The organism is Comamonas sp. B21-038 (assembly GCF_022387135.1).
Taxonomy (GTDB): domain Bacteria; phylum Pseudomonadota; class Gammaproteobacteria; order Burkholderiales; family Burkholderiaceae_C; genus Comamonas; species Comamonas sediminis.
In genome coordinates, this window is sequence record NZ_CP092462.1 from 1,371,519 (window position 1) to 1,397,212 (window position 25,694).

Annotated in this window: 20 protein-coding genes and 2 riboswitches; of the genes, 6 read left to right on the plus strand and 14 right to left on the minus strand. The window is 64.4% G+C overall.

Features of this window, described 5'->3' with window-relative positions; genetic code table 11:
- Nucleotides 1–180: 180 nt before the first annotated feature.
- Both MJ205_RS06095 and MJ205_RS06100 read right to left on the minus strand, forming a co-directional pair.
- On the minus strand, nt 181–2,622 hold the full coding sequence (locus MJ205_RS06095) for a membrane-bound PQQ-dependent dehydrogenase, glucose/quinate/shikimate family (protein WP_239811644.1): 2,442 nt from the start codon (nt 2,620–2,622) through the stop codon (nt 181–183).
- Between the two features lie 307 nt (nt 2,623–2,929).
- Nucleotides 2,930–3,289 (minus strand): hypothetical protein, encoded by a 360-nt coding sequence (locus MJ205_RS06100; RefSeq protein WP_239811645.1) that lies wholly within the window; start codon nt 3,287–3,289, stop codon nt 2,930–2,932.
- A gap of 245 nt (nt 3,290–3,534) precedes the next feature.
- On the opposite strand from MJ205_RS06100, the gene MJ205_RS06105 reads away from it, so the two are divergent.
- Both MJ205_RS06105 and MJ205_RS06110 read left to right on the plus strand, forming a co-directional pair.
- The gene (locus tag MJ205_RS06105; protein ID WP_239811646.1) at nt 3,535–4,686 is read left to right on the plus strand and encodes a saccharopine dehydrogenase family protein; all 1,152 of its coding nucleotides are present in this window, start codon (nt 3,535–3,537) and stop codon (nt 4,684–4,686) included.
- A gap of 500 nt (nt 4,687–5,186) precedes the next feature.
- Entirely contained in the window at nt 5,187–6,224 is a 1,038-nt protein-coding gene (locus MJ205_RS06110; protein WP_239811647.1) for a TRAP transporter substrate-binding protein, read from the plus strand.
- Nucleotides 6,225–6,334: 110 nt separating this feature from the next.
- On the opposite strand, the gene MJ205_RS06115 is transcribed toward MJ205_RS06110, so the two are convergent.
- Both MJ205_RS06115 and MJ205_RS06120 read right to left on the minus strand, forming a co-directional pair.
- Nucleotides 6,335–8,191 carry an AMP-dependent synthetase/ligase gene (locus MJ205_RS06115; protein ID WP_239811648.1) on the minus strand — a complete coding sequence of 619 codons (1,857 nt, stop codon included), beginning with the start codon at nt 8,189–8,191 and terminating at the stop codon, nt 6,335–6,337.
- Nucleotides 8,192–8,437: 246 nt separating this feature from the next.
- Entirely contained in the window at nt 8,438–9,007 is a 570-nt protein-coding gene (locus tag MJ205_RS06120) for a putative signal transducing protein (protein WP_239811649.1), read from the minus strand.
- A 226-nt stretch (nt 9,008–9,233) separates the two neighbouring features.
- Between MJ205_RS06120 and MJ205_RS06125 the strand changes: the two genes are divergently transcribed.
- The 3 genes from MJ205_RS06125 to MJ205_RS06135 all read left to right on the plus strand — a co-directional run bounded on the left by MJ205_RS06125 (nt 9,234) and on the right by MJ205_RS06135 (nt 12,249).
- Nucleotides 9,234–10,118 (plus strand): 2-keto-4-pentenoate hydratase, encoded by an 885-nt coding sequence (locus MJ205_RS06125; RefSeq protein WP_239811650.1) that lies wholly within the window; start codon nt 9,234–9,236, stop codon nt 10,116–10,118.
- A gap of 211 nt (nt 10,119–10,329) precedes the next feature.
- A complete protein-coding gene (locus MJ205_RS06130; protein ID WP_446715075.1) occupies nt 10,330–11,280 on the plus strand; it encodes an alpha/beta hydrolase in 951 nt (316 codons plus the stop codon).
- A 57-nt stretch (nt 11,281–11,337) separates the two neighbouring features.
- Nucleotides 11,338–12,249, plus strand: coding sequence for a YbgC/FadM family acyl-CoA thioesterase (locus tag MJ205_RS06135; protein ID WP_239811651.1), 912 nt, complete (start codon nt 11,338–11,340; stop codon nt 12,247–12,249).
- 30 nt (nt 12,250–12,279) lie between these two features.
- Here MJ205_RS06135 and MJ205_RS06140 read toward each other — a convergent pair whose 3' ends face one another.
- The gene (locus MJ205_RS06140) at nt 12,280–12,549 is read right to left on the minus strand and encodes a hypothetical protein (RefSeq protein WP_239811652.1); all 270 of its coding nucleotides are present in this window, start codon (nt 12,547–12,549) and stop codon (nt 12,280–12,282) included.
- A 3-nt stretch (nt 12,550–12,552) separates the two neighbouring features.
- Entirely contained in the window at nt 12,553–13,473 is a 921-nt protein-coding gene (gene ygfZ, locus MJ205_RS06145; RefSeq protein ID WP_239811653.1) for a CAF17-like 4Fe-4S cluster assembly/insertion protein YgfZ, read from the minus strand.
- Between the two features lie 10 nt (nt 13,474–13,483).
- Here ygfZ and mltG point away from each other — a divergent pair, with 10 nt between their 5' ends.
- Complete coding sequence (gene mltG, locus MJ205_RS06150; RefSeq protein WP_239811654.1) at nt 13,484–14,509, plus strand: endolytic transglycosylase MltG; 1,026 nt, start codon at nt 13,484–13,486, stop codon at nt 14,507–14,509.
- A gap of 72 nt (nt 14,510–14,581) precedes the next feature.
- Here mltG and MJ205_RS06155 read toward each other — a convergent pair whose 3' ends face one another.
- From MJ205_RS06155 to MJ205_RS06190, 8 genes are all read right to left on the minus strand, one after another.
- A complete protein-coding gene (locus tag MJ205_RS06155) occupies nt 14,582–16,600 on the minus strand; it encodes a diguanylate cyclase domain-containing protein (RefSeq protein ID WP_239811655.1) in 2,019 nt (672 codons plus the stop codon).
- A gap of 184 nt (nt 16,601–16,784) precedes the next feature.
- Nucleotides 16,785–17,555, minus strand: coding sequence for a sulfite exporter TauE/SafE family protein (locus MJ205_RS06160; RefSeq protein WP_239811656.1), 771 nt, complete (start codon nt 17,553–17,555; stop codon nt 16,785–16,787).
- Between the two features lie 118 nt (nt 17,556–17,673).
- A complete protein-coding gene (gene gcvP / locus MJ205_RS06165) occupies nt 17,674–20,574 on the minus strand; it encodes an aminomethyl-transferring glycine dehydrogenase (RefSeq protein WP_239811657.1) in 2,901 nt (966 codons plus the stop codon).
- A gap of 165 nt (nt 20,575–20,739) precedes the next feature.
- The gene (gcvH, locus tag MJ205_RS06170) at nt 20,740–21,114 is read right to left on the minus strand and encodes a glycine cleavage system protein GcvH (RefSeq protein ID WP_239811658.1); all 375 of its coding nucleotides are present in this window, start codon (nt 21,112–21,114) and stop codon (nt 20,740–20,742) included.
- Between the two features lie 70 nt (nt 21,115–21,184).
- The gene (gene gcvT, locus MJ205_RS06175) at nt 21,185–22,318 is read right to left on the minus strand and encodes a glycine cleavage system aminomethyltransferase GcvT (RefSeq protein ID WP_239811659.1); all 1,134 of its coding nucleotides are present in this window, start codon (nt 22,316–22,318) and stop codon (nt 21,185–21,187) included.
- 51 nt (nt 22,319–22,369) lie between these two features.
- Nucleotides 22,370–22,481, minus strand: a riboswitch (glycine riboswitch).
- Nucleotides 22,482–22,498: 17 nt separating this feature from the next.
- Nucleotides 22,499–22,618: riboswitch (glycine riboswitch) on the minus strand.
- A 102-nt stretch (nt 22,619–22,720) separates the two neighbouring features.
- A complete protein-coding gene (locus tag MJ205_RS06180; protein ID WP_239811660.1) occupies nt 22,721–23,995 on the minus strand; it encodes a TRAP transporter large permease in 1,275 nt (424 codons plus the stop codon).
- Nucleotides 23,992–24,486: a TRAP transporter small permease gene (locus MJ205_RS06185; RefSeq protein WP_239811661.1), complete on the minus strand. Its 495-nt coding sequence runs from the start codon at nt 24,484–24,486 to the stop codon at nt 23,992–23,994. The genes MJ205_RS06180 and MJ205_RS06185 overlap by 4 nt, the downstream gene beginning before the upstream one ends.
- Nucleotides 24,487–24,646: 160 nt before the next feature.
- Entirely contained in the window at nt 24,647–25,624 is a 978-nt protein-coding gene (locus MJ205_RS06190; protein WP_239811662.1) for a TRAP transporter substrate-binding protein, read from the minus strand.
- Between the last annotated feature and the right edge of the window lie 70 nt (nt 25,625–25,694).

The window sequence follows — 25,694 nt, forward strand, 5'->3', positions numbered from 1 at the left end:
GTGATGCATTGCCGCGATGCAGTGTTGCTATGCAATGTATAGCAAATCAAAGCCTGTGGCAGTTTTGGGGTGGGTCGGCGCACGGCCTCCATGCCCTGCATTGCGCGCAGGCATGAAAAAGCCCGGTGAAGGCCTTCCTTGGCGGGAAGTCTTGCACCGGGCGGCTGAGGCCGAGGCGGATCAGCGGCGTGGCAGCGCGTAGGCGATCACATAGTCGCCACGGTCAGGCGAGTTGCGTGCACCGCCTGCCGAGACCAGTACAAACTGCTGGCCTGTCACTGGCGACTGGTAGCTGATGGGCGTGCCCTGGCTGCCCACGGGCAGACGTGCTTTCCACACTTCCTGGCCTGTGCCGGTTTCATAGGCGCGCAGGTAGTAATCCTGCGTGGCGGCGATAAAGACCAGGCCGCCTTGCGTGGCCATGGTGCCACCAATGGTGGGCATGCCAATGGGGATGGGTAGGCCCATTTTGATGCCGAAGGGGCCCGTGTCCTTGACGGTGCCGACCGGCACTTGCCAGGCGATCTGCCGGGTCTTCAGGTCCACGGCGGTCAGCGTGCCAAAAGGCGGCTTCTGGCAAGGGATCTCCAGTGGCGACATGAAGCGCACCTTGGCGTTGATCGCATAAGGCGTGCCATCCAGCGGCACGGGTTTGGTGATCGCAGCGGCTTCGTTGCCATCGGACTTGGCGCCGGCATCGGCAGGGTCGGCCTTGATCAGCTGCACTTCCAGGCCCACGCGCATGTCGTTGATGAACAGGTAGTTGTTGGTCGGGTCGACCGAGATGCCACCCCAGTTCATGCCACCCAGCGAGCCGGGCAGGTTCAGCGATGCATCGGTGCCCGGCGGCGTGAACAGGCCGGTGTAGCGCTTGGACTTGAACTTCAGGCGGCAGAGCAACTGGTCAAACGGCGTCGCACCCCACATGTCGGATTCGCGCATGTCGTCGGCGCCGATGTTGGGCATGCCGACCGAGAAGGGCTGGGTGGGCGAGTAGGTTTCGCCCTCGATCTTGCCAGCGGGCACGCGGCGCTCTTCCACCTGGGTCAGGGGCTGGCCGGTTGCGCGGTCCAGCACAAAGATCTGGCTGGCCTTGGTGCCGAACACCAACGCAGGCGTGGTCTTGCCACCAGCGCCGGGGAAGTCCACCAACGAAGGCTGCATCGGCACGTCGAAGTCCCAGAGGTCATCATGCACGGTCTGGTAGACCCATTTTTCCTTGCCGGTGCTGGCATCCACGGCCAGCATCGAGGCACCGTACTTGCGGTCCAGCGCGGTGTGCTTCACACCCCAGAGGTCCACCGCCGCGCTGCCCACAGGCATGAACACAGTGTTGGATTGCGGGTCGTAGGACATCGGTGCCCAGACGTTGGGGGTCGAGCGCACATAGGTCTTGCCTTCAGCGGGGGCGGTCTGGTCGTCAGGGTTGCCCGGGTCAAAGGCCCAGCGCAGCGCGCCGCTCACCACATCAAAGCCACGCACCACGCCGCCAGGCATGTCAGTGCTGACATTGTCGGCCACGCGGCCACCAATCACGATGGTGGTGCCGGCCAGGGTGGGGGCGGAGGTGGGGTAGTACTCGCCCTTGTCAGCGCCCTTGCCCATGCCATTGCGCAGGTCCACGCGGCCGTGGGTACCAAAGTCTTCGCAGAAGGCGCCGGTGTCGGCGTCCAGGGCGATCAGCTCAGGCGCCACGCTGTTCATCAGAATGCGGCGTTGGCAGGCGGCGCCAGGCGCCACGCTCACGGCCTGCACCGGCGTTGCGCCGGCCACCGTGGGCTGGCTCAGCGGCTGGGCGGCATCAAAATAGGCCAGGCCACGGCAGCGCATCCACTTTTTCTGCTTGGCATTGATCTCGGTCTTCCAGAGTTCCTTGCCGGTGGTCGCGTCCAGCGCGATCACATTGTTGTGTGGGGTGCAGACAAAGACCTGGTTGCCAATCTGCAGCGGGGTCAGCTGGTCTTCGGCACCGCCGCCGCCAGGGCTCACCGGCACATCACCGGTCTGGTAGCTCCAGGCCACCTGCAGATCCTTGACATTGCTGCGCGTGATCTGGTCCAGCGCCGCAAAGCGGGTACCGCCTGGCGTGCTGCCATAGTGCGCCCAGTCAGCAGGCGCCTGGCCCTTGGCCACCGGTTGCAGCACGGTCGCATCCGACTTGGCCGACACCGACGCGTGGGGCAGGAACATGCCGCCCACGGTCGCCAGGCAACCCAGCAGCAGCAGGCCGGCCACCACGGTGGAGCCCGACTTGACAGCCGCTTGGCCGCGTGCACGGCGCAGCACCGGGAAGGACAGCGCCACCACAATACCGATGCCCGCAAGCAGCAGCAGGCGCGAGACCAGCGGCCAGAAATCCAGGCCCACATCGGCTACGGCCCAGACCGCCGTTGCCAGCAAGGTCAGTGCATACAGCCAGGCGCCACCGGGGCGCGCGGCGGCAATCAGCAGGCCCGAGAGGACCAGCGCCATGCCGCTGATCAGAAAATACCAACTGCCTTGCAGCGCCACCAACTGGTAGCCATAGACAGCAAAGAACAGGCCCGAGGCCAGCAGGCACAGGCCCAGAAGAAGCAGCCAGGCCTTGGAAACCAAGCCGGGTCGCGTGTTGTGTTTATCCATTGTCACTATTGAGTTATGCGAATCGCTGCATCGCCGTGGGCGGGCGGATGGCGGGTCTGGGGCCGCAGAGCCCGGCAGACCCATCGCATGGGCTGGAGAGAGGCGCGGCTTGATCTATGTCATGTCCGCGACAGCGCATTATCGGCGCAGAACAAAGCCGGGGAGGGTGGTGGGTGCAATTTTGGGCAGCAAGCGAGCGCACGCCAACACCAACGTACACCACCCGATGCGCTGCTTTATCGGCCTGACATACCAGCGGGAGCTAGCGTTCAGGTGCGCCTATGCTGTAACTGAATGCATGTAGATGCTATGAAGCGCTGGCCTTGGGCAGCGGCGCCTGCCAGCGCGCGACAAACCAGAAGTAAAAGCCGGCCGCGGCAAAGATGGCGGCCATCACGCCCAGCAGCAGCTGCATGTCTGGGTTGTTTGCATAAGGTCCCCAGACCACGCGGCCCAGCAACACGGCTACGACCACCGCTGAAATGACCGCGCAACGCCGGTTGCGTGCCAGCACACGCTTTTCTGCCTGGGCGATGAACAGCTCGGCATGTTCGCCATTGAAACCGGCGGCCTCCAGCTTGGCCAACAGATCTTCGCGCGACTTGTCCTTGAGGATGTCGCGTGCCAGCAGAAAACGAAGAACTTTGTTGGATGCGGAATCGGCCATGGTTTGGATACGGATAGCGGAAAAAGAGGATGGAGTGAGTGCGAGCCGCCCATTGTGCCTGGGGCAACGAAACCCCTGATTTGCGACACATTAACCTACGGGTTAACCATTATTTTGGTTGATGTGTCGTGAAATATTGCTGAAATGGCTAGATAAAACAAATAATATGACGCTTTAATATGTTCATTTTGACAACTGCCGGTTGTAACATTTCTCCATCATTCACCCTGATCAGAGAGCCAACCATGAACGACAAAACCAGCAAAAAGTCCGTCCAAGCCAATTCCACCAAGGCCCCCGCCGACAAGAAAGTGACCATCCTGGGCGCCGGCAAAATCGGCTTTGCGATGGCCGTGCTGCTGCAGGCGGCGGGCGGCTACCAGCTGCGCATTGCCGACCAGTCCAAGGCACAGCTCAAGGCCGCTGCCGCGTTGGGTCTGGAGACGGTGCAGATTGGCAAGGGCGGTGATCTGTTGCCGGCCGTGCAAGGCCAGTTCGCGGTGCTCAATGCGCTGCCCTTCCACATGGCGATCGAAGTCGCCGGCGTTGCCGCTGCACATGGCGTGCATTACTTTGACCTGACCGAAGATGTGCAGTCCACCCATGCGATCCGCAAGATTGCCGCCAAGGCCGGCAGCGTGCTGATGCCCCAGTGCGGCCTGGCTCCTGGCTTTATCGGCATTGTGGGCAACGACGTGGCCAAGCATTTCGACACCTTGCATGACCTGAAGATGCGCGTCGGTGCGCTGCCCCGTTACCCGCAAGGCAGCCTGCGCTACAACCTGACCTGGAGCACCGAGGGCCTGATCAACGAGTACATCAACCCCTGCGAGGCGCTGGTCGATGGCCAGCCTTTGACGGTGCATGCCCTCGAAGGGCTGGAGACCTTTGCGCTGGATGGCATCGAGTATGAAGCCTTCAACACCAGCGGCGGCCTGGGCACCTTGACGGAAACCTGGGCCGGCAAGGCGCGCAATGTGGACTACAAGTCCATCCGCTACCCCGGCCACTGCGCGATCCTGAAGATCCTGCTCAACGAGCTCAAGCTGCGCGACAAGCGCGAACTGCTCAACGAGATTTTTGACAACGCAATTGCTGCCACGCGCCAGGATGTGATCGTGATCTTTGCCAGCGCCACGGGCTACAAGGGTGAGCGGCTGATGCAGGAGTCCTACTCGGCCCGTATTGTGGGCACCACGGTGGCCGGCCATGCACTCACTGCCATCCAGCTGACTACCGCTGCCGGTATCTGCTGCGCGCTCGATCTGGTCGCGAGCGGGGTGCTGCCACAGAAGGGCTTCATTGCGCAAGAATCGATCGCACTGTCCGACTTCATCGCCAACCGCTTTGGCCAGTACTACCGCGCGCAGGATCTGAATGCCGCGCTGGCAGCCTGAAGTCTGAGCCGCATGCCTCGCGGCGCGGCAGGCGAGCAGCTGCCAACCTGCCGGGGTGGCGATGCACAGAGCGGCCGCTGCCGTTGAAGTCCCGCTGTGGGGCGCATACATCTATCCGCTAAAAAATGGCTGCTTTCGTCCCTCGGAGGGGAGGAAAGCAGCTATTATTTTTGTAGTTTCAGAAAGTGTGTGCTGTGACTAAATGCTAGTCATCGCCAACTTCTGGCGCGGCAACAACTGACTTGCATCAAGCAATGTCTCACCGGTGATCGATAGCGATTGCTTTGTTGCGCAGGCCAAGATAGATTGCGTCGCCTCCTCACAAAATTTGTGACGTTAGTGACCAAATAAATCGAATGGCACGGTTGCTGAATGCGTCGCATGGCTCGCCATGGGGCTGCGGGCAGCGTTTGCTCTTTGTGGGGCTTTTCAGTACACATGCGGCCTGCAGCATCCACCGGAATGGGGGATGCCTGGCTCAGATACCAAGGAATCGTCATATGGCAGATCACAACACCAACGAAACGCTTGCCAGTCCGTCCCGGCGCAAAGTGCTCGCCCGCATGGGCCTGGCGGCAGGCTCCGGGCTGGTCGGGTCGCTTCCCCATATGGCCAGAGCGGCTGCCACGCCGCTCAAATGCGCTGGCGCCTACACCGACGCGTTGTTCCACACCCGCAACCTGACACAGTTCGCCCGTGAAGCCAATGGCCTGAGCCAGGGTGGGCTGCAGATCGAGGTGGTCACCAACGCCAAGCTGATGCCGATGAACCAGGTGATGCCTGCGCTCAGCAAGGGCGATCTGGCGATCGGTGAGATCTTCATGTCGAACTTCAGCGACCAGTACCCGGCTTTCGCGATCGATTCGCTGCCGTTTATCGTGCGCAGCTTTGACGATGCCAAGCGCCTGTGGGCAGCCACGCGTGAACCGATCGAGGCGCTGCTGAAAAAGCAAGGCATTCGCCTGCTCTACACCGCGCCATGGCCGGGCCAGGGCCTGTTCTCGCGCGCGCCGGTGAACAAGCTCGAAGACGTCAAGGGCCAGAAATTCCGCGTCAACAATGTTGCCTCCAAGTACATCGCGGAGGTGGCGGGCGCAACCCCGGTGGACACCCCTGCCAACGATCTGGCCAAGGCCATCCAGGCAGGCAAGGTCGATGTGATGTTGACATCCAGTACCACCGGCGTGGACAGCCAGTCCTGGAACGCGATGGGCATTTTCATCGACATGCGCGCCTGGATTCCGAAGAACCTGATCCTGATGAGCGAGAAGAGCTGGACGGGCTTGTCCGACAGCGCCAAGACAGCGCTGGACACTGCCGCCAAACAGGCCGAAGCGCGCGGCTGGCAGTTGGCCAAGGATGCCGACGATGCGGCGCAGAAGGTGCTGGTCGAGCATGGCACCAAGATCAGCCAGCCTTCCTACGAACTGCGCCGCGCGCTGGATCTGATGGGCGAGAAGTTCGCCCGTGAATGGTCGTCCAAGGCAGGTGTCGATGGTGCCGGCGCGTTGCTGAACTACTATTTCCCCAAGAAGTAAGCGCCGGACCGTACCAGCAGCTCCGCAACCCAGACCCCTCTGCAGCAGAGATACAAAAACCGCCAATGCCTGCAGAGGGCATCGGCGGTTTTGCATTTCGGCGCTGCGATTTACTTCGCGTAGAGGTTCGCGATCTCGGCGGCGAACTTCTGCATCAGCTGGGGGCGGCGCAGCTTCAGGGTCGGGGTCATCAGGCCGTTGTCGATGGTCCAGGGCTCGGTGACCAGGTAGACCGCACGCGGCACCGCATATTTGGCCAGGCCCTGGCATTGCGCAGCAATGCGCTCGAGCGCGATCTTGCGCACGGCGCTGGCCTGCAGGCTGACGCTGTTGTCCGGGTCCAGGCCGAGGCTGACGGCCAGTTGCTTCCATTCTTCGCGGTTGACCACGGCCACACAGGCGATAAAGGGCTGGTGCTCACCGACGACAAAGCTCTGTTCGAACAGCGGGTCGGCGCAAAGCGCCTGCTCGATGTCCGAGGGCGGCACCTTCTCGCCAGTGGCGGTGACGATGATCTCCTTGATGCGGCCCACAATGCGCACCTCGCCACCGACCAGCTCGGCCTGGTCACCGGTGCGCAGCCAGCCATCTTCGGTGAAGGCCTGGCGTGTGTCTTCCGGACGGCCCCAGTAGCCCATCATGATGTTGGGGCCGCGTGCCTGCAGCTCCTTGTTCTCGCCAATGCGCACTTCCATACCGTCGAGCGGCTTGCCCACGGTGGAGGGGTCGTTGTGCTGCAACGAGTTGGCGGTCAGCACCGGCGAGGTTTCGGTCATGCCAAAGCCTTGCAGCACATTCAGCCCCAGGCCCAAAAAGCTGTGCGATACCACCGAGGGAATGGCCGCGCCTCCCGTCACCGCGATGCGCAGCCGGCCGCCAAACAAATCGAGGATGGGTTGGGCCACTTTTTTCTGCAGCAGCGGCCAGGGGAGCCAGCGCGCCCAACCGCCTTGCGGGGGATCGGTGTTCACCAGACCATGGGCCGCGCAGTGGCGGGCCCAGCCTTTGGACACGGCGGCCGCAAACAGCGCGCGCTTGAACGCCGACTTGGTCAGCTTTTCCTGGATCTTCGCGTAGATGCGTTCGTAGATGCGGGGCACCGACACAAGGATGGTCGGGCGGATGCTGAGCATGTCCTCGGCCAGCAGCGCAACCGAGCGGGCATAGACCACCGTGCTCGCGACTGCCATCGGCAGGTAGTAGCCGCAGCTGCGCTCGAAGGTGTGCGACACCGGCAGAAAGGACAGAAAGACATCGTCCTGCGTGGGCACCACACGGCCCAGCACGGCTTTGACGTCGCTCAGCACATTGCGGTGGCTGAGCATCACCCCTTTGGGCTTGCCGGTGGTGCCGCTGGTGTAGACGATGGCGGCCATGTCCTCAGCCTGGGGTGCCTGTTGGGCCTGCGCGCGAGGGCTGCTGCCATGGGCCTCGGCCAGCCAGTCCTGCAAGCGCACCACGCGCGCCAAGCCATCGCTGCCGGCCTGGACGGGGATGGCTGCTTGCTCGGGGTCGTCGATCACCACGCAGCGCAGCGCCGGCAGCGGCGTGCCGGTGGCCACGATCTGCTCCCAGGTCTCCAGGCGGTTGATGAGCAGCAGCGAGGCGCCGGCATCGGCCAGGATAAAGGCGATATTGCCGGGGTTGTCATTGGCATGCAGCGGCACGGTGGCGCAGGCCTGGGCCATGCCGGCCTGGTCGATGCAGATGGCATGCACGCTGTGGGTCAGCAAGGTGGCGATGCGTGCGCCACGCGCCAGCTGCAGGCCGTGCAGCGCCTGGCTCCACAGAGCCACCTTGGTTTGCATATCGGCCCAGCTGAAGGATTGCCAGGCATTCGTCGCGGTATCGAACCAGCGGTAGGCTTCGCGCTCGGGGGTGTTGTTGCAACGGTAGGCAAACAAGTCCGGCAGTGTGGACAGGGCGCTGAACTCAGGGGCCAGGGGCGCTGGAATGGGGGCGGTCATATCTCTCTCGTTCTCCTCGGTCGCCATCATCGCATTGGCGCGCTGCCGTTTTGGCCATTGGTGACCAGAATGCATGCGGGCTTGCTGCGATTTGCGATGGCGCGATTGTCGGCATCGCGCTGCAGCAGATGCCAATATTTGGTTGCTTGCTAGGTTTTTACGCCGGATTGGTATCGGTATTTGATACTTTGCAACGTCAGCGGAGGCCGGGACAGCCCGCTTGAGGCGCATCGCAACCGCTGCCGTTCATCGGCTGCCTGTGGGTGCTGCTTGCCCGCGTTCACTGTGGGCGGACGCGGTATCGGGGGCTTGCCGGGTCTGCTCCGTAGCACCCGCATCGCCCGTGGTATCCGCCTGAGGCACGCCGCCGAGCAGGTAGTGCAGACACAGCGCCAACAGCGCCGCGCCGCCGGCCCACCAGCAGGGATACCAGCGCCGGGCGTCGCTGTAGGCTTCTTGTTCGCCGTCCCGCTGCGAAGCGGCACGCACACCTGGGTCGCAGGCCAGGTCAAAGCGCGAATCAAAGCGACCATCGTGCGCGGGCGCAGACGGCGGCTGCTCACCCAGGCTGGGGTCGGCCCGGGCCAGCTCGGCGTCATCGATCAGCGGGGCACGCTCCCACTCCTCCAGCGCGCGGCGAGCAGCGGACCAGTCGGCCTCATCGACCCACAAACGCAGCAGGCTGCCCGCTGGCAGCTCGCCGATTGCGCCTTGCAGATGCTCACCGCTGACAAAACTGGCTATGCCGTGCTGGCGCAGCACGTCCTGCAGAACATGGGCTTGCACGGCATTGGCGGGCTCATACACGCTGCGCATCTTGGGTCTCCTGTCGCCGGGTGGTTACGCAAATACTATAGCGTCTGTTGCTTTGTGGCTATGGCGGCATGACCTGCATCAAGCAAAAGCAGGCGGATGGTCGCTAGGCCGCGCAGGCTGCGCGCTTTCCCTAGTCAGTCCGGTCGATGCGGGTGGTATGTTGGTGCCCGGGGCGGTCTACAAAACCGCATTCGGAACAGGTTCTTGGAACAGGAGACTTTGGATGATGCACCCAGCTTTGCGTATTCGCCGCTCCCCACTTTGGCTGGCCGCCTGCCTGGCTGCCTGCAGCAGCCTGGCCCAGGCCGCTTGCCTGGATGACGCACAGGTCGCGCAGTGGCTGCAGGCCTATGAGGCCAAGCAGCCCGTGCCGTCGGCGGGTGCGATGACCGAGGCCGATGGCAAATGCAGCCGCAACAAGCTCCATGCCGCCTGGGCAGCCCAGGGCAAGAAGCCCATTGGCTACAAGGCGGGGCTGACCAGCGCGGCCATGCAAAAACGCTTTCAGACCGACAAGCCGGTATGGGGTGTGCTGTACGAGGGGGCCTTGCTGCCCAACCGCAGTGCGGTGCCCGCCGCCTTTGGCGCGCGGCCGATGTTTGAGGCGGACATGCTGGTACGCGTCTCCAGCAGCGCCATCAACCGCGCGACAACGCCGCTGCAGGTGCTCAACCACATTGACCGCATCGTCCCGTTTGTGGAGCTGCCTGACCTGGTGGTGGAGAACCCCGCCCAGCTCGATGGCGCGGCCGTTGAGGCCATCAACGTGGGTGCGCGCATGGGCGTGATGGGCCAGGCACTGGCGGTGCCGCAATTCCGGGCCGAGCGTTACGCGCTGTTGAATGCGCTGCAGAGCATGCAGGTCGACATCACCGACCAGAGCGGCGCGCGGCTGGGCGGCGGGCGTGGCGGCGATCTGATGGGCCAGCCGCTCAACGCCGTGGTCTGGCTGGCGCAGGCCCTTCAGGCCGAAGGCCAGCGGCTCAAGGTGGGCGACTGGATCAGCCTGGGGTCCTATTCGGCGCTGCTGCCGCCGCAGCCCGGCCAGCAGATCCGGGTGGAGTACAAGGGCTTGGAGGGTGCGCAGCCGGTGGAGCTGCGTTTCGAGTAAATCCGGGCAGCCTTGGGCAGCGGTGAAGCAGGGCTCTGCCGCATTGGCAGGGCCTTAAAACATGGGTGACCGAGATGCCCCGTCGTGAATGGGCAATGGCCGATAATCAGCCGGCCTTGTCCCTGAATTGCGCCCTTGCCTGCTGGCCGGGCAACGTTGTATGTCTGACGCTTCACCTCGCTCCAAAGCCCATCTCCCCGCCGAACTGCCGATGCCTGCCGATGTGGTCGCAGAGCTGACCCCCACGATGCGCAGCGTGGTCGAGCGCATGGCCCGCGCCCAGCACACCCCCCTGTGGGAGATGACGGTGGAGCAGGCGCGCCAGGCCTACGGCGTCGGCGCCGGGGTGCTGGAGATTGCCAAGCCCGCGCTGGCCCGCGTCGAGGATCTGCACATCCCTGCGCGCGATGGTTTTCAGATACCGGCGCGGCTCTATGCCGCCAGTTGGGATCCGCTGCAACCGGTGCTGCTGTTCACCCATGGTGGCGGCTTCACGATCGGCAGCGTGGACACGCATGACACGCTGTGCCGCGAGTTGGCGCACCAAGCGGGCTGCATGGTCGTCTCGGTGGACTACCGCCTGGCGCCCGAGCACCGCTTTCCCACCGCCAGCAACGATGCCTGGGATGCCTTGCAGTGGCTGGTGGCCGAAGGCATGGCGCTGGGGGCCGATACCGGCCGTGTGGCGGTGGGGGGCGACAGTGCAGGTGGCACCCTGGCGGCGGTCAACGCGATCCTGGCACGCGATGCCGGTATCGACCTGGCCTTGCAGCTGCTGATCTATCCCGGTTGCGCAGCCCACCAAGATACGCCTTCGCACGCCCGCTACAGCGAGGGCCCGATCCTGACCAAGCCGATGATCAGCTGGATGTTCAGCAACTACCTGCGCTCGCTCGCCGACCGCGAAGATTGGCGCTTTGCGCCGTTGCTGGCGCCGGATCTGCGCGGCCTGGCGCCTGCCAGCATCCACCTGGCGCAATGCGATTCGCTGGTGGACGAGGGCGTCATGTATGCCGACCGCTTGCGCGCCGCCGGCATCGAGGTGGACCTGCACACCTATGCCGGCGTGGCCCATGAGTTTGTGAAAATGGGCCGCGCGCTCAAGGAAGCGCGGGCCTGCCATGCGCAGATGGCCCGGGCGCTGCGGGCTGCGTTTGACTGAGCAGGACCGCTGCCAGACCGCCGCCAGATTGCCCTTATTTCTAATCCAGAAAAGACCATGAGTTCCTCTTCCCAGATCCTGTTCGAGACCCCCGCCCGAAGCCTTTCCGATTTTCGCTGCCGCAGCCGCCAGCGCGTGCGCTGGTCCGAGGTCGATCTGCAGAAGGTGGTCTTCAACGCCCACTACCTGAGCTATGTAGACATTGCGATGTCCGAGTACTGGCGCCAGCTGGCCGTGCCCTACGAGGAAGGGATGCAGCGCCTCGGTGGCGAGCTGTTCCTGCGTGCCACGCAGCTCGAATTCCATGCCTCGGCCCGCCTGGATGATGTGATCGACATCGGCTTGCGCGTGGCCAAGCTGGGCCACACCTCGGTGCAGTACGAGGCGGCGATCTATTGCGCCGACAAGCTGCTGGCCACGGCGACCATGGTCTATGTGTTTGCCGATGCTGCGCAGCAGCCCCAGCCACTGCCCCAGGCTTACCGCAGCATGGTGCAGCGCTTTGAAGCGGGCGAGGACATGGTGACGCTGAAAACCGGCAGCTGGAATGTGCTGGGCCAGGAGGCGATGCGCCTGCGCATGCAGGTCTTTGTGCGAGAGCAGGGCATTCCCGCCGAGATCGAGGCCGATGCCTTTGATGTCAGCGCGTTGCATGCGGTGGCGCTCAATGGCCTGGACATGTGCGTGGCCACCGGCCGCATGTTGCCCAGCGCGCAGGACGAACACCGTGCCGATGTGATGCGCATTGGCCGCATGGCCGTGGCCAAGCCGCTGCGCGGTGGCCGCCTGGGCCGCCAGGTGCTCGATGCCTTGGTGGATGCCGCCGCTCGCCAGGGCAAGCGGCAGGTCGAGCTGCATGCGCAGCGCACGGCCGAGAGCTTCTACCTGCGTGCGGGATTCAGCGTGGTGGGCGAGCCCTATGAGGAAGCGGGCATTGCCCACATCTCGATGCAGAAAACCCTGCGCTGACGGACTGATCCCTGCATAGCGCCAATGGCCCTATGCAGAGGCCTGATAACTTGGCCAATAAAAAGCCGGGTCTGGTTTCCCAGACCCGGCAAGTGTGATGGTCAAGATGCGCTTGAGTAGTTGTTCCGTCAGGCTCACAGGGCTTTTTGGAAGGCTCCTGCTCGCAAAGTCACGCAATTTTAGCAAATTACGGCGCAAACGCCATAAAAATTCTGTAACGGCTGCAGTGGCGGCGTTTTTGCCTGAGAAATTGTCGTATTTGTGATGAAGCAGACGGTTACCGCTGTCATAGGCGATCACAAATCAGATGTCTTCCTTGAGCGCATAAGGCAGGCTGAGCAGCTGCAAAGCCGCGCCGGTGCTGCTTCCCAGGTGCAGAGGCGCGCTGGCCGCCGCAATCTGCATCGACACCAGCGCCTCAAAGCCCGATGCGCTGGCGGCCGATTGCACCACGGTGCCCACCGGCTGGCTGTCGTCGTTGGCGGCAAAGACCTCCTGGCCGGGCTCGGGCTGCGCAGCCGAGGCCAGGCGGTACATGCGGCGCTTGAGCGTACCTCTGAACTGGCTGCGTGCCACCACTTCCTGGCCGGGGTAGCAGCCCTTCTTGAAACTCACGCCATCGACCGATTCAAAGTTCAGCATCTGCGGCACAAAGGCATCGACCACGGGCGCTGTGATCAGCGGCACGCCGGCTTGCACGATGGACAGTTGCCAGGCCGCAGCGGTGATCGTGGGGCTGCCGGTGATCTGTGCGGGCAGGGCGCTGGCTGCGGGCGCCGCGAGCAAAGCGCGGCTTTCGCCTTCGGCGGCGTAAAGCCGCACGATGGAGGCATCGTCCAGCGCCAGCACTTGCCAGGGCGCCAGCTTGCGTGCCTCGGCGGGAACGGCATCGCCGGCCAGGCCCAGCAGTTGCACGGCCTCGGTGGCATCGCTGAGCTTGCACTTGGCGCGCAGCACAAACATCGACAGGCGCTTGAGCGTGGCGGGCAGCACATCGCCGCTGGTGATGAGCCAGAACTCTTCGGCGCTGCGCTTGATGACGATGAAGCTGGCCTGCATGCGGCCCTTGGCCGACAGAAAGGCCGCCAGCCGGGCCTGGCCCACGGGCAGCAACTGCACATCATGGCTGAGCTGGCCCTGCAAAAAGCTGGCAGCATCGGCGCCCTCGGCGCGGATCACGCCCAAATGCTGCAGCGAAAGGTGTCCCTGTAATGCTTGAGTCATGGGGTGAATTATGATGCTCGATCCATGGCACGGAGGCGGTAGGGTTGTGAAGCGTTTATTGACATTGATCGTGGTGGTGGTGCTGGCGACAGCGGGCGCTGCCTATTTCTGGTTGAACCAGCCGCTGGTGCTGGGCAAGGGCGGCCAGACGGTAGAGCTGGAGATTGAGCCCGGCACCTCGCCGCGTGCGGTGGCCCAGGCGGTGCAAGCGGTGGGCATCGAGGTCAACCCCGATCTGCTGTACTGGTGGTTCCGCCTTTCGGGCCAGGACCGCAAGATCCGCGCCGGCAACTATGAGATACCTGCCGGCACCTCACCGCGCAGCCTGCTCGCACGCTTGGTGCGCGGCGAAGACAGCCAGCGCGTGCTGACCATTGTCGAGGGCTGGAACCTGCGCCAGATGCGCGCAGCCATCGCCAGGGAAGAGCATCTGCGCCACGACAGTGCAGCGATGACGCCCGAGGAGATCATGGCTGCGCTGGGCCGCCCTGATCTGCCCGCCGAAGGCCGGTTTTTCCCGGACACCTATGCATTTTCGAAAGGCAGCAGCGATCTGGCGCTGATGCGCCGCGCGATGCTGGCGATGGACAAGCGGCTCGAAGCGGTCTGGTCGCTGAACCCGCCCGACAGCCCTCTCAAAACGCCGCAGGACCTGCTGACCCTGGCGAGCATTGTCGAGAAGGAAACGGGCAAGGCTGAAGACCGGGCGATGGTGGCAGGGGTGTTCATCAACCGGCTGCGCATCGGCATGCTGCTGCAGACCGATCCCACCGTCATCTATGGCCTGGGTGAGAAATTCGACGGCAATCTGCGCAAGCGCGATCTGCAGACCGATACGCCCTGGAACACCTACACCCGCGTGGGCCTGCCGCCCACCCCCATCGCGATGCCCGGCAAGGCCTCGCTGATGGCCGCCATCCAGCCGGAAAACACCAAGGCGCTGTACTTTGTGGCCCGGGGCGATGGCAGCAGCCACTTCAGCGAGAGCCTGGATGAACACAACCGCGCGGTGAACACCTATATCCGAGGCCGGTAATCAGCGCGCATTGCACTGAGAAGCCAGCCGCAGTGCTGGCTTTTTCGTTTCAGCGCGCAGGGGGCGGGCGTGTTATCGACTGCCGCTGCCCAGCGCGTCGGTGTAGAACGCATAGCGGCCCCGGCCCTGCTGCTTGGCCTGGTAGAGCGCCATGTCCGCCTTGCGCAGCAGGCTGTCGGGATCCTGGGTGTCAGAAGGCTGGGTCAACAAGGCAATGCCCACGGACACGCCGATGCTCACCCGCTGTCCCTCGATCTCATAGTCGGCGCTGAGCCGGTCAATGACACGCTGCGCCAGGCCTGCGGCCGCCTGCGCCGATGAGGCGTTTTGCACGATGCAGAATTCATCACCACCCATGCGCACCACCAGATCGGTATCACGCAGCAGCTCGCGCAGGCGCTCTGCCACTGCGCAGAGCAGTGCGTCTCCGGTGGCGTGGCCGAGCGTGTCGTTGACCTGCTTGAAGCGGTCCAGGTCCAGGTAGAGCAAGGCCCCTGCCGTGCCACCTTGGGTGCGGATCGGCTTTTGCAGCAGGCTGCGGTTGGGCAGACCGGTGAGCGGGTCGTGCAGCGCCAGATAGGCCACTTCGGCCTGCGCACGCTTGCGGTCGTCGACGTCTTCCAGCACGCCCAGCCATTCGCTGATGCGCTGCTGCGGATCCAGGATCGCCGCTCCCCGTGCGCGCATCCAGCGCCAGGTGCCATCGCGGGTGCGCAAACGCAGCTCCACATCCAAGGTGTGGCCATGGTCCGTCAGCAACTGCGCTGCCTGGCGCTGCAGCTGCTCGGCATCCTCAGGGTGGACCTGTCGCAGCCAGCCCAGTTGCAGCGCTTGTGCATCGGGCGCGCCACCCAGCGCCTCCCAGCCGACGATCGACAGCGCACGGCCCTTGGCATCCAGGCTCCACTGCACTGAAGCGCCGGCATGGGCCAAGGTGCGGGCCCGCTGCTCGCTGGCGGCCAGCGCGGCTGCCACCTGCTTTTGTGCGGCCAGTGCCGATTCCAGACGCGCACGCGCACGGCTGAGACTCTGGCGCAGGATTTCGTACTCCTGCACCACCAGTACCTGGCCACCGCCGGTCGCGGCAGCGTAGGAGGCGCCGGTGCGCGTGCTGACCGTCAGCTGCCGGATGGGGCGCAGCAGCTGGCGCGAGACCCAGGCGCATAGCAGGCCGGCAATGGCCAGCGCCATCAGACTGGCCAGCACGATGTGGGTGACTGGCGTTTGCCAGCGGGCATTGAAGTCCTCCAGCGGCTCACCGGCAACGACCACCCAGCCCGGCGTCCTGGGCAATTGGTAAAAGCTGAAGATCACTTCGCCGCCGTCGGCACGCTGGGCTTCGAAGCTGCCGCGGCGGGCATGGACGGCCTGCAGCCGCGCCCAGTCTGGAACGGTGGTGCCGATAAACCGCTCTGCCTGCGCCGAGCGCGCCAGAATCCGGCCTTCACCATCGGTGATGGCGATCAGCACACCGTCGCTGGTCTGGCTGGGGGCGATGCTCACCGCCTCGGCCGGTGGCATGGTCAGCACCAGCACCTGGGCAGAGGCGGGTCCGGCGCGCACGGCCATCGATACGGCGGGCATGCCGTTCTGAAAGAAGAGTTGCGAGAACACTGGCGCACTGCTGTGCAGGGCCCGCTCGGCCAGCGCTTGCTGGGCCGGCAGGGGCGCTGGCGCTCCGGAGGACGCCAAGACCGGCTGGGCCTGGCCTTCGCGCAGCAGCGCCAGGCTGCTGGCCGTGCCCATGCCTGTCAGGTGCAACCACCGGTCCAGGCTCTGCGCAGAGGAGAAGTTGCCGTCCGCTGCGAACGACTGCAGCATCGCTGCCCGGCCCAACAGGTCCGACTCGGCTGCCTGGCCCAGGTTGCTGGTGATGTCGAGCATGCGGTTGAGGCTGCTGTCCCGGTAGGACTGCGCGACATGCTGCACCGTGTAGATGCCAGCGGCCAGAATCGGCAGGGCTGCTGCCAGCATCAGCATCACCAGGTAGGTACTGAGCCCGCGCGCACCCGCAGCCATGGACTCCAGGGCAGGGCCATTGGAGTCCAGTCCTTCAGCGGGCAAAAGGGTCTGGGTGTGCGGTGCGGGCATGGGCAGAGGTGTGCCCGGTTCCAGGCGCACGGCCGGGTGCGCAGGGATTGGGGCTGCCTGGGCGGGAAAGGGGCCGACTGGATTATCGGGGGCTGGCGGGGGGGGATTCTCAGCGCAACGGAGACACTCTGACAATTGTTATAGGAGTGGGTCTGTTCGTCTCCCGAGCAGCCGGGTGCGACTGTCACCTCGATGCAACAGCTCCAGCCCAGCTGGAGGCCAGCATGGCCAGGCCGGCCAGGGTCAGCAGGCCCAGCACGACGCGTTTGAAGGCCACATCGCTGATGCGCTCATAGAGCCGTGCGCCCCACAGCGAGGGCAGCACCATGGCGGGCAGTGCGACCGCCAGCTGCGGCAGCATGTGCTGGCTCACCAGGCCCGTGCCCACATAGCTGGCAAAGGTGACGGCCAGCATCGTGAGGTTGAAGTTCTGGATCACCTGGCGCTGGGTGTCCCGGGCCATGCCGGTGATCTGGCACCACAACGTGGGAACCACGCCCGAGAAGCCGCCCAGCGCTGCCATGGCGCCACCGGCCAGGCCCGCCAGGCCATTGGCCAGCGAGCGCCCAGAGCCCTGGCTCAGCGGCCCGGACGCGATGCCGCCCAGCCGGTGGGAGAAGGCCATCAGCGGGCAGAAGATGACCAGCATCGCGCCCAGCACCGTCTTGAACAGCTGGGCATCGAGCATCGGCAGCAGCCGCAAGCCCAGCGGCAGGCCGCACAGCCCCCCCAGCAGGAAGGGCCAGAGCATGCGCCAGTCAAAGCCACGCCGCACCTTGAACGCCTGGATGAGCTGCCCGCACAGACCGCCAAACACGGCGAGCACCGCCGCCAGTGTCGGCTCCAGAGTCCAGGCCCACAAGGCCATGGCGGTCATGCTGTAGCCAAAGCCCGAGAGGCCCTGCACAAAGCCGGCAAGGGCCGCGCCGATGGCGATGATGAGAAGGGTGTCCATGCCGAGAAGTCTCCGGGCTCGGGTGCAGTCCCGGGCTGATTTTTGCTGATAGTTGCCAAGGCGTAAAAAAGCGACCCGGTGGGTCGCTTCGGAAGAAGCCCGAAGGCTATCTTAAGACCTAAGCCGAGGTGCCGTAGCTTTCCAGCGGCACGCAGCTGCAAAACAGGTTGCGGTCGCCATAGACGTTGTCGACACGGCCCACGGGGCTCCAGTACTTGGCGCGGCGCAGCGCAGGCACGGGGTAGGCGGCAGCCTCGCGGCTGTAGCCATGGCTCCACTCGCTGGCCAGCAGGGTTTCGGCCGTGTGGGGGGCGTTCTTGAGCAGGTTGTCATCCTGCGCCGCACGGCCCGCTTCGATCTCGGCGATCTCGCCACGGATGGCGATCATCGCATCGACGAAGCGGTCCAGCTCGTACAGGCTCTCGCTCTCGGTGGGCTCCACCATCAAGGTGTTGGGCACCGGGAACGACAAGGTCGGCGCATGGAAGCCATAGTCGATCAGGCGCTTGGCGACGTCTTCGGCCATCACGCCGCAGCTGTCCTTGAAGTGGCGCAGGTCCAGAATGCACTCGTGTGCGACATGGCCGTGCTCACCGGCGTACAGGGTCGGGAAGTGAGGTTCCAGGCGCTTGCTGATGTAGTTGGCGTTCAGGATCGCCGTCTCGGTGGCGCGCTTGAGACCGGGCTCGCCCATCATGCGGATGTACATCCAGCTGATCGGCAGCACGGCGGCATTGCCCAGCGGCGCGGCGCTGACCGCGCCCACCTTGCCGGGCACGCCAGCGGTGGCATGGCCGGGCAGGAAGGGCACCAGGTCCTCGACCACGCAGACGGGGCCGACACCAGGGCCGCCACCGCCGTGGGGGATGCAGAAGGTCTTGTGCAGGTTCAGGTGGCTGACATCGCCGCCGAACTCGCCCGGTGCGGCCAGGCCGACCTGGGCATTCATGTTGGCGCCGTCCACATAGACGCGGCCGCCATGGCTGTGTACCAGCTGGCACAGCTCCTTCACCTGGGTCTCGAAGACGCCGTGCGTGCTGGGGTAGGTGATCATGATGCAGGCCAGGTTGGCGCTGTGCTTTTCGCAGGCCAGCTTCAGGTCTGCCATGTCCACGTTGCCGTTCTCATCGCACTTGGTGACGACCACCTGCAGGCCCACCATCTGCGCGCTGGCCGGGTTGGTGCCGTGGGCGCTGCTGGGGATCAGGCAGATATTGCGGTGCGACTCGCCCTTGGAGGCGTGGTAGGCCTTGATGGCCAGCAGGCCGGCGTACTCGCCTTGCGAGCCGGCATTGGGCTGCAGGCTGATGCCGGCATAACCGGTGGCCTGGCACAGCCATTCGCGCAGCTGGGCATCGAGCAGCGCATAGCCTTGCAACTGGTCGGCCGGTGCAAAGGGGTGCATGTTGGCAAACTCGGGCCAGGTGATGGGGATCATCTCGCTGGTCGCGTTGAGCTTCATCGTGCAGCTGCCCAGCGGGATCATGCTGCGGTCCAGCGCCAGGTCCTTGTCCGACAGGCTGCGGATGTAGCGCAGCATCGCGGTTTCGGAATGGTGGGTGTTGAAGACCGGGTGGGTCAGGTAGGCGCTGCTGCGCTGCAGGCCTTCGGGAATCAGCGAGGTGCTGCCTTCGTCCATTGCCTCGATGTTGGGCAGTGCCTGGCCGGGTTGGGCGAAGATGCGCCACAGCAGCTCCACATCGGCGCGGCTGGAGGTTTCGTCCAGGCTGATGCACAGGTATTCGTCCCAGGCCTTGCGCAGGTTGACGCCCTGGTCCAGCGCACGGGCCAGGATGGCGTCGGTGGCATCCTTGGTGTGCAGCGACAAGGTATCGAAAGCGCTGTCATGGTGGCGGGCCGCAAAGCCCAGCTGCGTCAGGCCACGGCTGAGAATGGCGGTGAGGCGCGCCACGCGCTGGGCAATGCGCTTGAGGCCGGCCGGGCCATGGTAGACCGCGTACATGCTGGCGATGACAGCCGGCAGCACCTGTGCGGTGCAGATGTTGGAGGTGGCTTTTTCGCGGCGGATGTGCTGCTCGCGCGTCTGCAGCGCCAGGCGGTAGGCCGGGTTGCCATGCACATCGACGCTGACGCCGACCAGGCGGCCTGGCAGGGAGCGCTTGTAGTCATCGCGGCAGGCCATGAAGGCGGCGTGCGGGCCGCCGGCGCCCATCGGCATGCCAAAGCGCTGGCTGTTGCCGACGACGATGTCGGCACCCCATTCGCCGGGGGGCGTGAGCAGGGTCAGCGCCAGCAGGTCGGTCGCCACGATGGCCGCAGCCTGCTTGGCATGGATGGCATCAACGTCGGCCTTCCAGTCCACGATCCAGCCACTCGAAGCCGGGTACTGGATGACGGCGGCAAACAGTTCACCTGCCAGCGCAGATTCCCATGCGTCCTTGCTGTTGGCCACCAGCACCTCCAGGCCCAACGGCTGCGCGCGGGTCTGGATGACTTCAATGGTCTGGGGATGCAGATCGCCTGCCAGCACAATGCGGTTGCTCTTGGACTTGACCGAGCGCTTGGCCAGGGTCATGGCCTCGGCAGCGGCCGTGGCTTCGTCCAGCATCGAGGCGTTGGCGATGGGCATGCCGGTCAGGTCGCAGACCATGGTCTGGAAGTTGACCAGCGCCTCCATGCGGCCTTGCGAGATTTCAGCCTGGTAAGGCGTGTAGGCGGTGTACCAGGCGGGGTTCTCGAGGATGTTGCGCAGAATCACGCCGGGCGTGAGGGTGCCGTAGTAGCCCTGGCCGATAAAGCTCTTGAGCACCTGGTTCTTGCTGGCCAGGGCCTTGAGCTCGGCCAGCGCAGCCGCCTCGGTCACCGGCTCGGGCAGGTCCATCGGCTTGCTGCGCACGATGGAGGCGGGCAGCACCTTGTCGATCAGCGCATCGAGCGAGGGCAGGTCCAGGGCTGCCAGCATCCGGGCCTCATCGGCGGGGTCCGGTCCAATGTGGCGGGCGATGAATTCACTGGCGTTTTCCAGTGCGGCAAGGGGCTCTTTGGAGGGCATCAGCATGGTCCGGATCGGTGTAAATGGAGGGGTTGGGGCTGGCGCGGTATCAAAGAGCGCTGGCAGCGGGGAAAAGCTAAAAAGGGGAGGAGGCCGGAGCCTCCTGGGCCTGAAAATCCTGCTGGTGGCCTGCAAACTCTTCCGTGGCAGGCCAGCAGCAGGGTCGGGCCATCAGGCGTTGGCGGCGAAGTCGTTGTAGGCGGTTTCGTCCAGCAGTGCGTCAAGCTGGGCCACATCGCTGAGCTTGACCTTGAAGAACCAGCCGGCGTTGAGCGGGTCGGAGTTGGCCAGCGACGGGTCGTTGCGCAATGCTTCGTTGACTTCGACGATCTCGCCGGTCACAGGCATGAAGACATCAGCGGCCGCCTTGACGGACTCCACCACACCGGCGACATCGCCCTGGTTGAACGTGGCGCCCACTTCAGGCAGATCGACAAACACCACATCGCCCAGCGCGTCTTGCGCGTGGACGGTGATGCCGACGATGGCGGCATTGGTGTCGGCGCTGTTGATCCATTCGTGGTCGCGGGAGAACTTGATCGTCATAGGAATACTCCAGTTTTGTAGGCGTGAATTGTGCTCAGGCGGGTGCGGACAGCCGCACCCAGCAGCTACTTTAGCCGCGGAAATAGCGGGGAGGGACAAAAGGCATGGCCACCACCTCGACGGGCACTGCTTTGCCGCGCACCATCGCATGCAGCTGCGTGCCGATGGCCGCCAGCGCAGGCTCGACATAGGCCATCGCAATGGGCTTGTCGATGGTTGGGGCCAGCAGGCCGCTGGTGGTCACGCCGACGACCTGGCCATCGAGGTTGCGGATCTCGACCTGCTCGCGCACCGGAATGCGCTCTTGCGCCACCAGGCCAACCCGCTTGCGGGTCAGAGTGGCGGGGTTGTCGATCTGCGCGAGCACCTTGTCAGCACCGGGAAAACCGCCTGCGCGCGCGCCCCCGGTGCGGCGCACCTTCTGAATGGCCCAGTTCAGGCCGGCTTCGGGTGGGGTGGTGGTGGCATCGAGATCGCTGCCGTAGAGGCACAGACCGGCTTCCAGGCGCAGCGAGTTGCGCGCGCCCAGGCCAATGGGCTGCACTTCGGGCTGGGCCAGCAGCTTGCGTGCCAGCGCCTCGGCCTCGTGGCCGGCCACCGAAATCTCGAAGCCGTCTTCGCCGGTATAGCCGCTGCGGGTGATGAAGCAGGCGATGCCGTCAACATCAAAATCGCCGCCGGTCATGAACACCAGCTTGTCGACACCGGGCGCCAGGCGGGCCAGCGCGGTAGCGGCCTGGGGGCCTTGCAATGCCAGCAGGCCCTGGTCGGGCAGCGGCAGCACCTGGCAGCGCTGGCCGATGCGTTCGCGGATCAGCGCAATATCGGCCACCTTGCAGGCGCCATTGACGATGACGAACAGCTCCTGCTCCGAGACGCGGAAGAACATCAGGTCATCGACAATGCCGCCGTCGTCATTGAGCAGCAGGCCGTAGCGCTGCTTGCCAATGGCCAGGTCGACCACATCGACGGGCACCAGGGTTTCAAAGGCGGCTGCGGCGTCGGGGCCGACCAGGCGCAGCTGGCCCATGTGGGAGACATCAAAGAGGCCCGCTGCCGTGCGGGTGTGCTTGTGTTCGGCCATCAGGCCCTGCGGGTACTGCACGGGCATGGAATAGCCGGCAAAGGGCACCATGCGGGCGCCGAGCGCGATGTGCAGCGCGTTCAAAGGGGTGGACAGCAGGGCGGATGCGTTGGCGGACATGGACTCTCCAGGGCAAATATCAAGGCATGCAGCCGTTGCCGGTTGCATGCTGTTTGCCCTGCTGTCCGCTTTACCTGAGAGATTCACCCGCCGCTGTGAGGCCTGGGGGCTTGCTCCTTCGGTGGATGGCGTCCAGGCGCCACCTCTCTCCAGCTGGGAACGCCGGCAGGCCTAAGCTGCGCGGCGGGGCCAGTCCTTTTGCCTGAGCGTTCAGCAGCTGCATCTGCAGTAGCCTGCGCCTTCGGCGGCCGCGCTGCGCGTTGGGGTACAACGGGGGCGACTCTCTCCTGACTGCGGCGATTTTAGCGGTAACTGGCCGCTTGCGCCCGCAAAAGGGTTGGCCAACACGCAAAAAAGCCACCGGCGGGCGGTGGCTCAGCGATGCAAACGGGGAAAACCGGGTCAGCGGTAGACCAGATCCCGCAGCCCCAGCGAGATGCCCGGCACATAGGTGATCACCATCAGGCACAGCAAGATCACCCCGACAAAGGGCAGCAGGTGTTTGATGATCTGGTCCAGCGATATGCGGGCCACCGTGCAGGCGGCAAACAGGTTGACGCCAAACGGCGGTGTGATCATGCCCAGCGCCAGGTTCACCACCATGATCAGCCCGAAATGCACCGGGTCGATGCCAAAGTGCATCGCCACCGGCGCCAGGATCGGGGCCAGCACGATGATCGCCGCGCTGGTCTCGATGAACATGCCGATGATGAACAGCGCCGCGTTCACGCCCAGCAGGAACATGGCCGGGCTCTGCAGCACCTGTTCCAGCCAGTGGCCGATGGCATCGGGCACACCGGCGCGGGTGATCAGGAACGCGAACAGACCCGCATTGGCAATGATGAACATGATGATCGACGAGGAGATCGCCGATTTGCGGAGAATCGCATACAGGTCCCGGATCCGGATCTCGCGGTAGATCAGCATGCCCACGATGAGTGCATAGAACACGGCCACGGCCGAGGCCTCGGTCGGGGTGAACACACCGCCGTAAATGCCGCCCAGGATGATCACCGGCATCAACAGTGCCCAGCCTGCCTGCAGAAAGGCTTTGCCAAAGCCCAGCCGGCCTTCGCCATCGTTCTTGCCCCAGCCCTTGTACTTGCAGTAGGCCCAGACAAAGACCATCAGCGCCGCACTGATCAGCAGCCCGGGGCCAAAGCCGGCAATGAACAGCTCACCAATCGACACCTCGGCGCTGACGCCATAGAGAATCATCGGAATCGACGGCGGAATGATGACCCCCAGCTCGGCGCTGGTCGCTTGCAGCGCGGCCGCATAGCTCTTGGGGTAGCCATGCTTGATCAGCGCCGGAATCAAGATGGCGCCAATCGCAAAGGTGGTGGCCACCGAGGAGCCGGAGACGGCGGCAAAGATCATGCAGGTCAGCACGCAGGTCATCGGCAAGCCGCCCTGGACGCCGCCCACAATGCTCTTGGCAAACTCGACCAAGCGGCGCGAGATACCACCGGTCTCCATCAGGTTGCCGGCCAGAATGAAAAACGGAATGGCCGCGAGCGGGAATTTGTTGATCGCACCAAACATCTCCTTGACCGAGATGAGCATGTTGGCATTGCTGGCCTGGATGCCCAGGACCGACGCCAGGCCGATGGAAACGGCGACAGAGACGGTGAGCGCAAAGCACAGCACCATCGTGGAAAGCATCACGGCGGTCATTGCGCGTTCTCCAGTTCGGTATTTTGGGGTTCGAGCAGGTTGCCGATGACGCCAAACACGGCAAACAGTGCACCCACGGGGACGGCCAGGTAGGCCCAGAACATGGACAGCGATTCCAGCCCGGCCATCGTCTGCACGCCGCCACGGCGGGCATAGTCCCAGCCCCACCAGATCAGCACGGCCAGCAGCGCCAGCGTGGCGATGCAGACAAAGCCGCTGAGCAGGCGGCGCATCGCCGGCGGTGCCCAGCGCTTGAGTACATCGACGCTGACCATCGCGCCTTGGCGGAAAGCCATCGGAATCGCGAGGAACACCATCCAGATCAGGCTGAAGCGGATCAGCACCTCCGTCCATTCGGCGGGCTCTTCGAGCACAAAACGGGTGATGATCTGGAACATGCCCAGTGTGGATGCGATGGCCAGCATCAGGCAGGCGCCGGCCATGGCGATGCCTGATGTCCAGCGCTCAAAAGCAAGAAAAGCGTTTTTCATGGTGACCGGGGTGGGCAGGCGCATGCAAAGCCGCCTGGCGCCACCGTCCTTGCGCGGGTTGACACAGCAACTGCTGGCGCTGGGTGGGCGTCAGCAGTGAGGCGGGAGGCGAGGGGGGGGCTGCGATGGAAAGCTGCAGGCAGCTTTCCGGGTGCAGCGCTTATTGGAAGTTGCGGATGCGGTCGAGGTTGGCCTTGCCGAACTGCTTTTCGAAGTCGGCATTGGTCTTGGCCAACGTGGCCACGAACTTGGCCTTGTCGACGTTCTCCACCACCTGCATGCCCTTGGCGCGCAGCTCGGCCACGCCATTGGTGTCGTCCTGGTCCACACGGGCGCGGTTGGCCTTGGTGGCGGCCTGGGCGGCCTGCACAAACGCGGTCTTGTCGTCAGCGCTGAGCTTGTCGTAGGCGGCCTTGTTCATCACCAGAATGCAGGGCGAGTAGACGTGGCCGGTGAGGCTCAGGTGTTTTTGCACTTGGTCAAACTTGGCCGAGGTGATGACGGGCAGTGGGTTCTCCTGGCCATCGACCGTGCCCTGCTGCAGTGCGGTGAACACCTCGGGGAAGGCCATCGGCGTGGTGATGATGCCCAGCGCCTTGTAGGCCTGAATGTGCACCGGGTTCTCCATCGTGCGCATCTTCAGGCCCTTGGTGTCGTCGGGGCTGTTGATCGCGCGCTTGGAGTTCGTCATATGGCGGAAGCCGTTTTCCGCCCAGGCCAGTGCCTTGAAGCCCTTGCTGTCGAACTTGGCCAGCAGTTCGTTGCCGATGGGCCCATCGAGCACCGCACGCGCATGCGCCTTGTCGCGGAACAGAAAGGGCACATCGAGGATCTTGGTCTCGGGCACAAAATTGGGCACCGGGCCGCTGGAGCTGAAGGCCAGCTCCTGCGTGCCCAATTGCACTGCTTCGATCGATTCGCGCTCGCCGCCCAGCGCGCCGTTGTAGAAAGTCTGGATCTTGTAGCGGCCGCCGGTGCGCTGCTCAACTTCTTTAGCAAAGGTGTCAATGGCCACGCCCTGGTGCGAGTTCTGGGCCACGGAGATGCTGATGCGCATCGTCGTCTGCGCCAACACGGGGCCTGCGGCCACCAGGCCCATTGCCAACCCCATACCCCAGGCCAATTTTTTCATCTGCATGACTTGTCTCCCCGGCTGTGCCGAATGGTTTTATAGGCGCCTGCGGATGCCCGCTTGCGCCTTGCATTGT

Excerpts from the sequence above, each read along its gene's own strand:
- MJ205_RS06095 (WP_239811644.1), bottom strand. The coding sequence starts at position 2,622 with ATGGATAAACACAACACGCGACCCGGCTTGGTTTCCAAGGCCTGGCTG.
- MJ205_RS06100 (WP_239811645.1), bottom strand. The coding sequence starts at position 3,289 with ATGGCCGATTCCGCATCCAACAAAGTTCTTCGTTTTCTGCTGGCACGC.
- MJ205_RS06105 (WP_239811646.1), top strand. The coding sequence starts at position 3,535 with ATGAACGACAAAACCAGCAAAAAGTCCGTCCAAGCCAATTCCACCAAG.
- MJ205_RS06110 (WP_239811647.1), top strand. The coding sequence starts at position 5,187 with ATGGCAGATCACAACACCAACGAAACGCTTGCCAGTCCGTCCCGGCGC.
- MJ205_RS06115 (WP_239811648.1), bottom strand. The coding sequence starts at position 8,191 with ATGACCGCCCCCATTCCAGCGCCCCTGGCCCCTGAGTTCAGCGCCCTG.
- MJ205_RS06120 (WP_239811649.1), bottom strand. The coding sequence starts at position 9,007 with ATGCGCAGCGTGTATGAGCCCGCCAATGCCGTGCAAGCCCATGTTCTG.
- MJ205_RS06125 (WP_239811650.1), top strand. The coding sequence starts at position 9,234 with ATGCACCCAGCTTTGCGTATTCGCCGCTCCCCACTTTGGCTGGCCGCC.
- MJ205_RS06130 (WP_446715075.1), top strand. The coding sequence starts at position 10,330 with ATGCCTGCCGATGTGGTCGCAGAGCTGACCCCCACGATGCGCAGCGTG.
- MJ205_RS06135 (WP_239811651.1), top strand. The coding sequence starts at position 11,338 with ATGAGTTCCTCTTCCCAGATCCTGTTCGAGACCCCCGCCCGAAGCCTT.
- ygfZ (WP_239811653.1), bottom strand. The coding sequence starts at position 13,473 with ATGACTCAAGCATTACAGGGACACCTTTCGCTGCAGCATTTGGGCGTG.
- mltG (WP_239811654.1), top strand. The coding sequence starts at position 13,484 with ATGATGCTCGATCCATGGCACGGAGGCGGTAGGGTTGTGAAGCGTTTA.
- MJ205_RS06155 (WP_239811655.1), bottom strand. The coding sequence starts at position 16,600 with ATGCCCGCACCGCACACCCAGACCCTTTTGCCCGCTGAAGGACTGGAC.
- MJ205_RS06160 (WP_239811656.1), bottom strand. The coding sequence starts at position 17,555 with ATGGACACCCTTCTCATCATCGCCATCGGCGCGGCCCTTGCCGGCTTT.
- gcvP (WP_239811657.1), bottom strand. The coding sequence starts at position 20,574 with ATGCTGATGCCCTCCAAAGAGCCCCTTGCCGCACTGGAAAACGCCAGT.
- gcvH (WP_239811658.1), bottom strand. The coding sequence starts at position 21,114 with ATGACGATCAAGTTCTCCCGCGACCACGAATGGATCAACAGCGCCGAC.
- gcvT (WP_239811659.1), bottom strand. The coding sequence starts at position 22,318 with ATGTCCGCCAACGCATCCGCCCTGCTGTCCACCCCTTTGAACGCGCTG.
- MJ205_RS06180 (WP_239811660.1), bottom strand. The coding sequence starts at position 23,995 with ATGACCGCCGTGATGCTTTCCACGATGGTGCTGTGCTTTGCGCTCACC.
- MJ205_RS06185 (WP_239811661.1), bottom strand. The coding sequence starts at position 24,486 with ATGAAAAACGCTTTTCTTGCTTTTGAGCGCTGGACATCAGGCATCGCC.
- MJ205_RS06190 (WP_239811662.1), bottom strand. The coding sequence starts at position 25,624 with ATGCAGATGAAAAAATTGGCCTGGGGTATGGGGTTGGCAATGGGCCTG.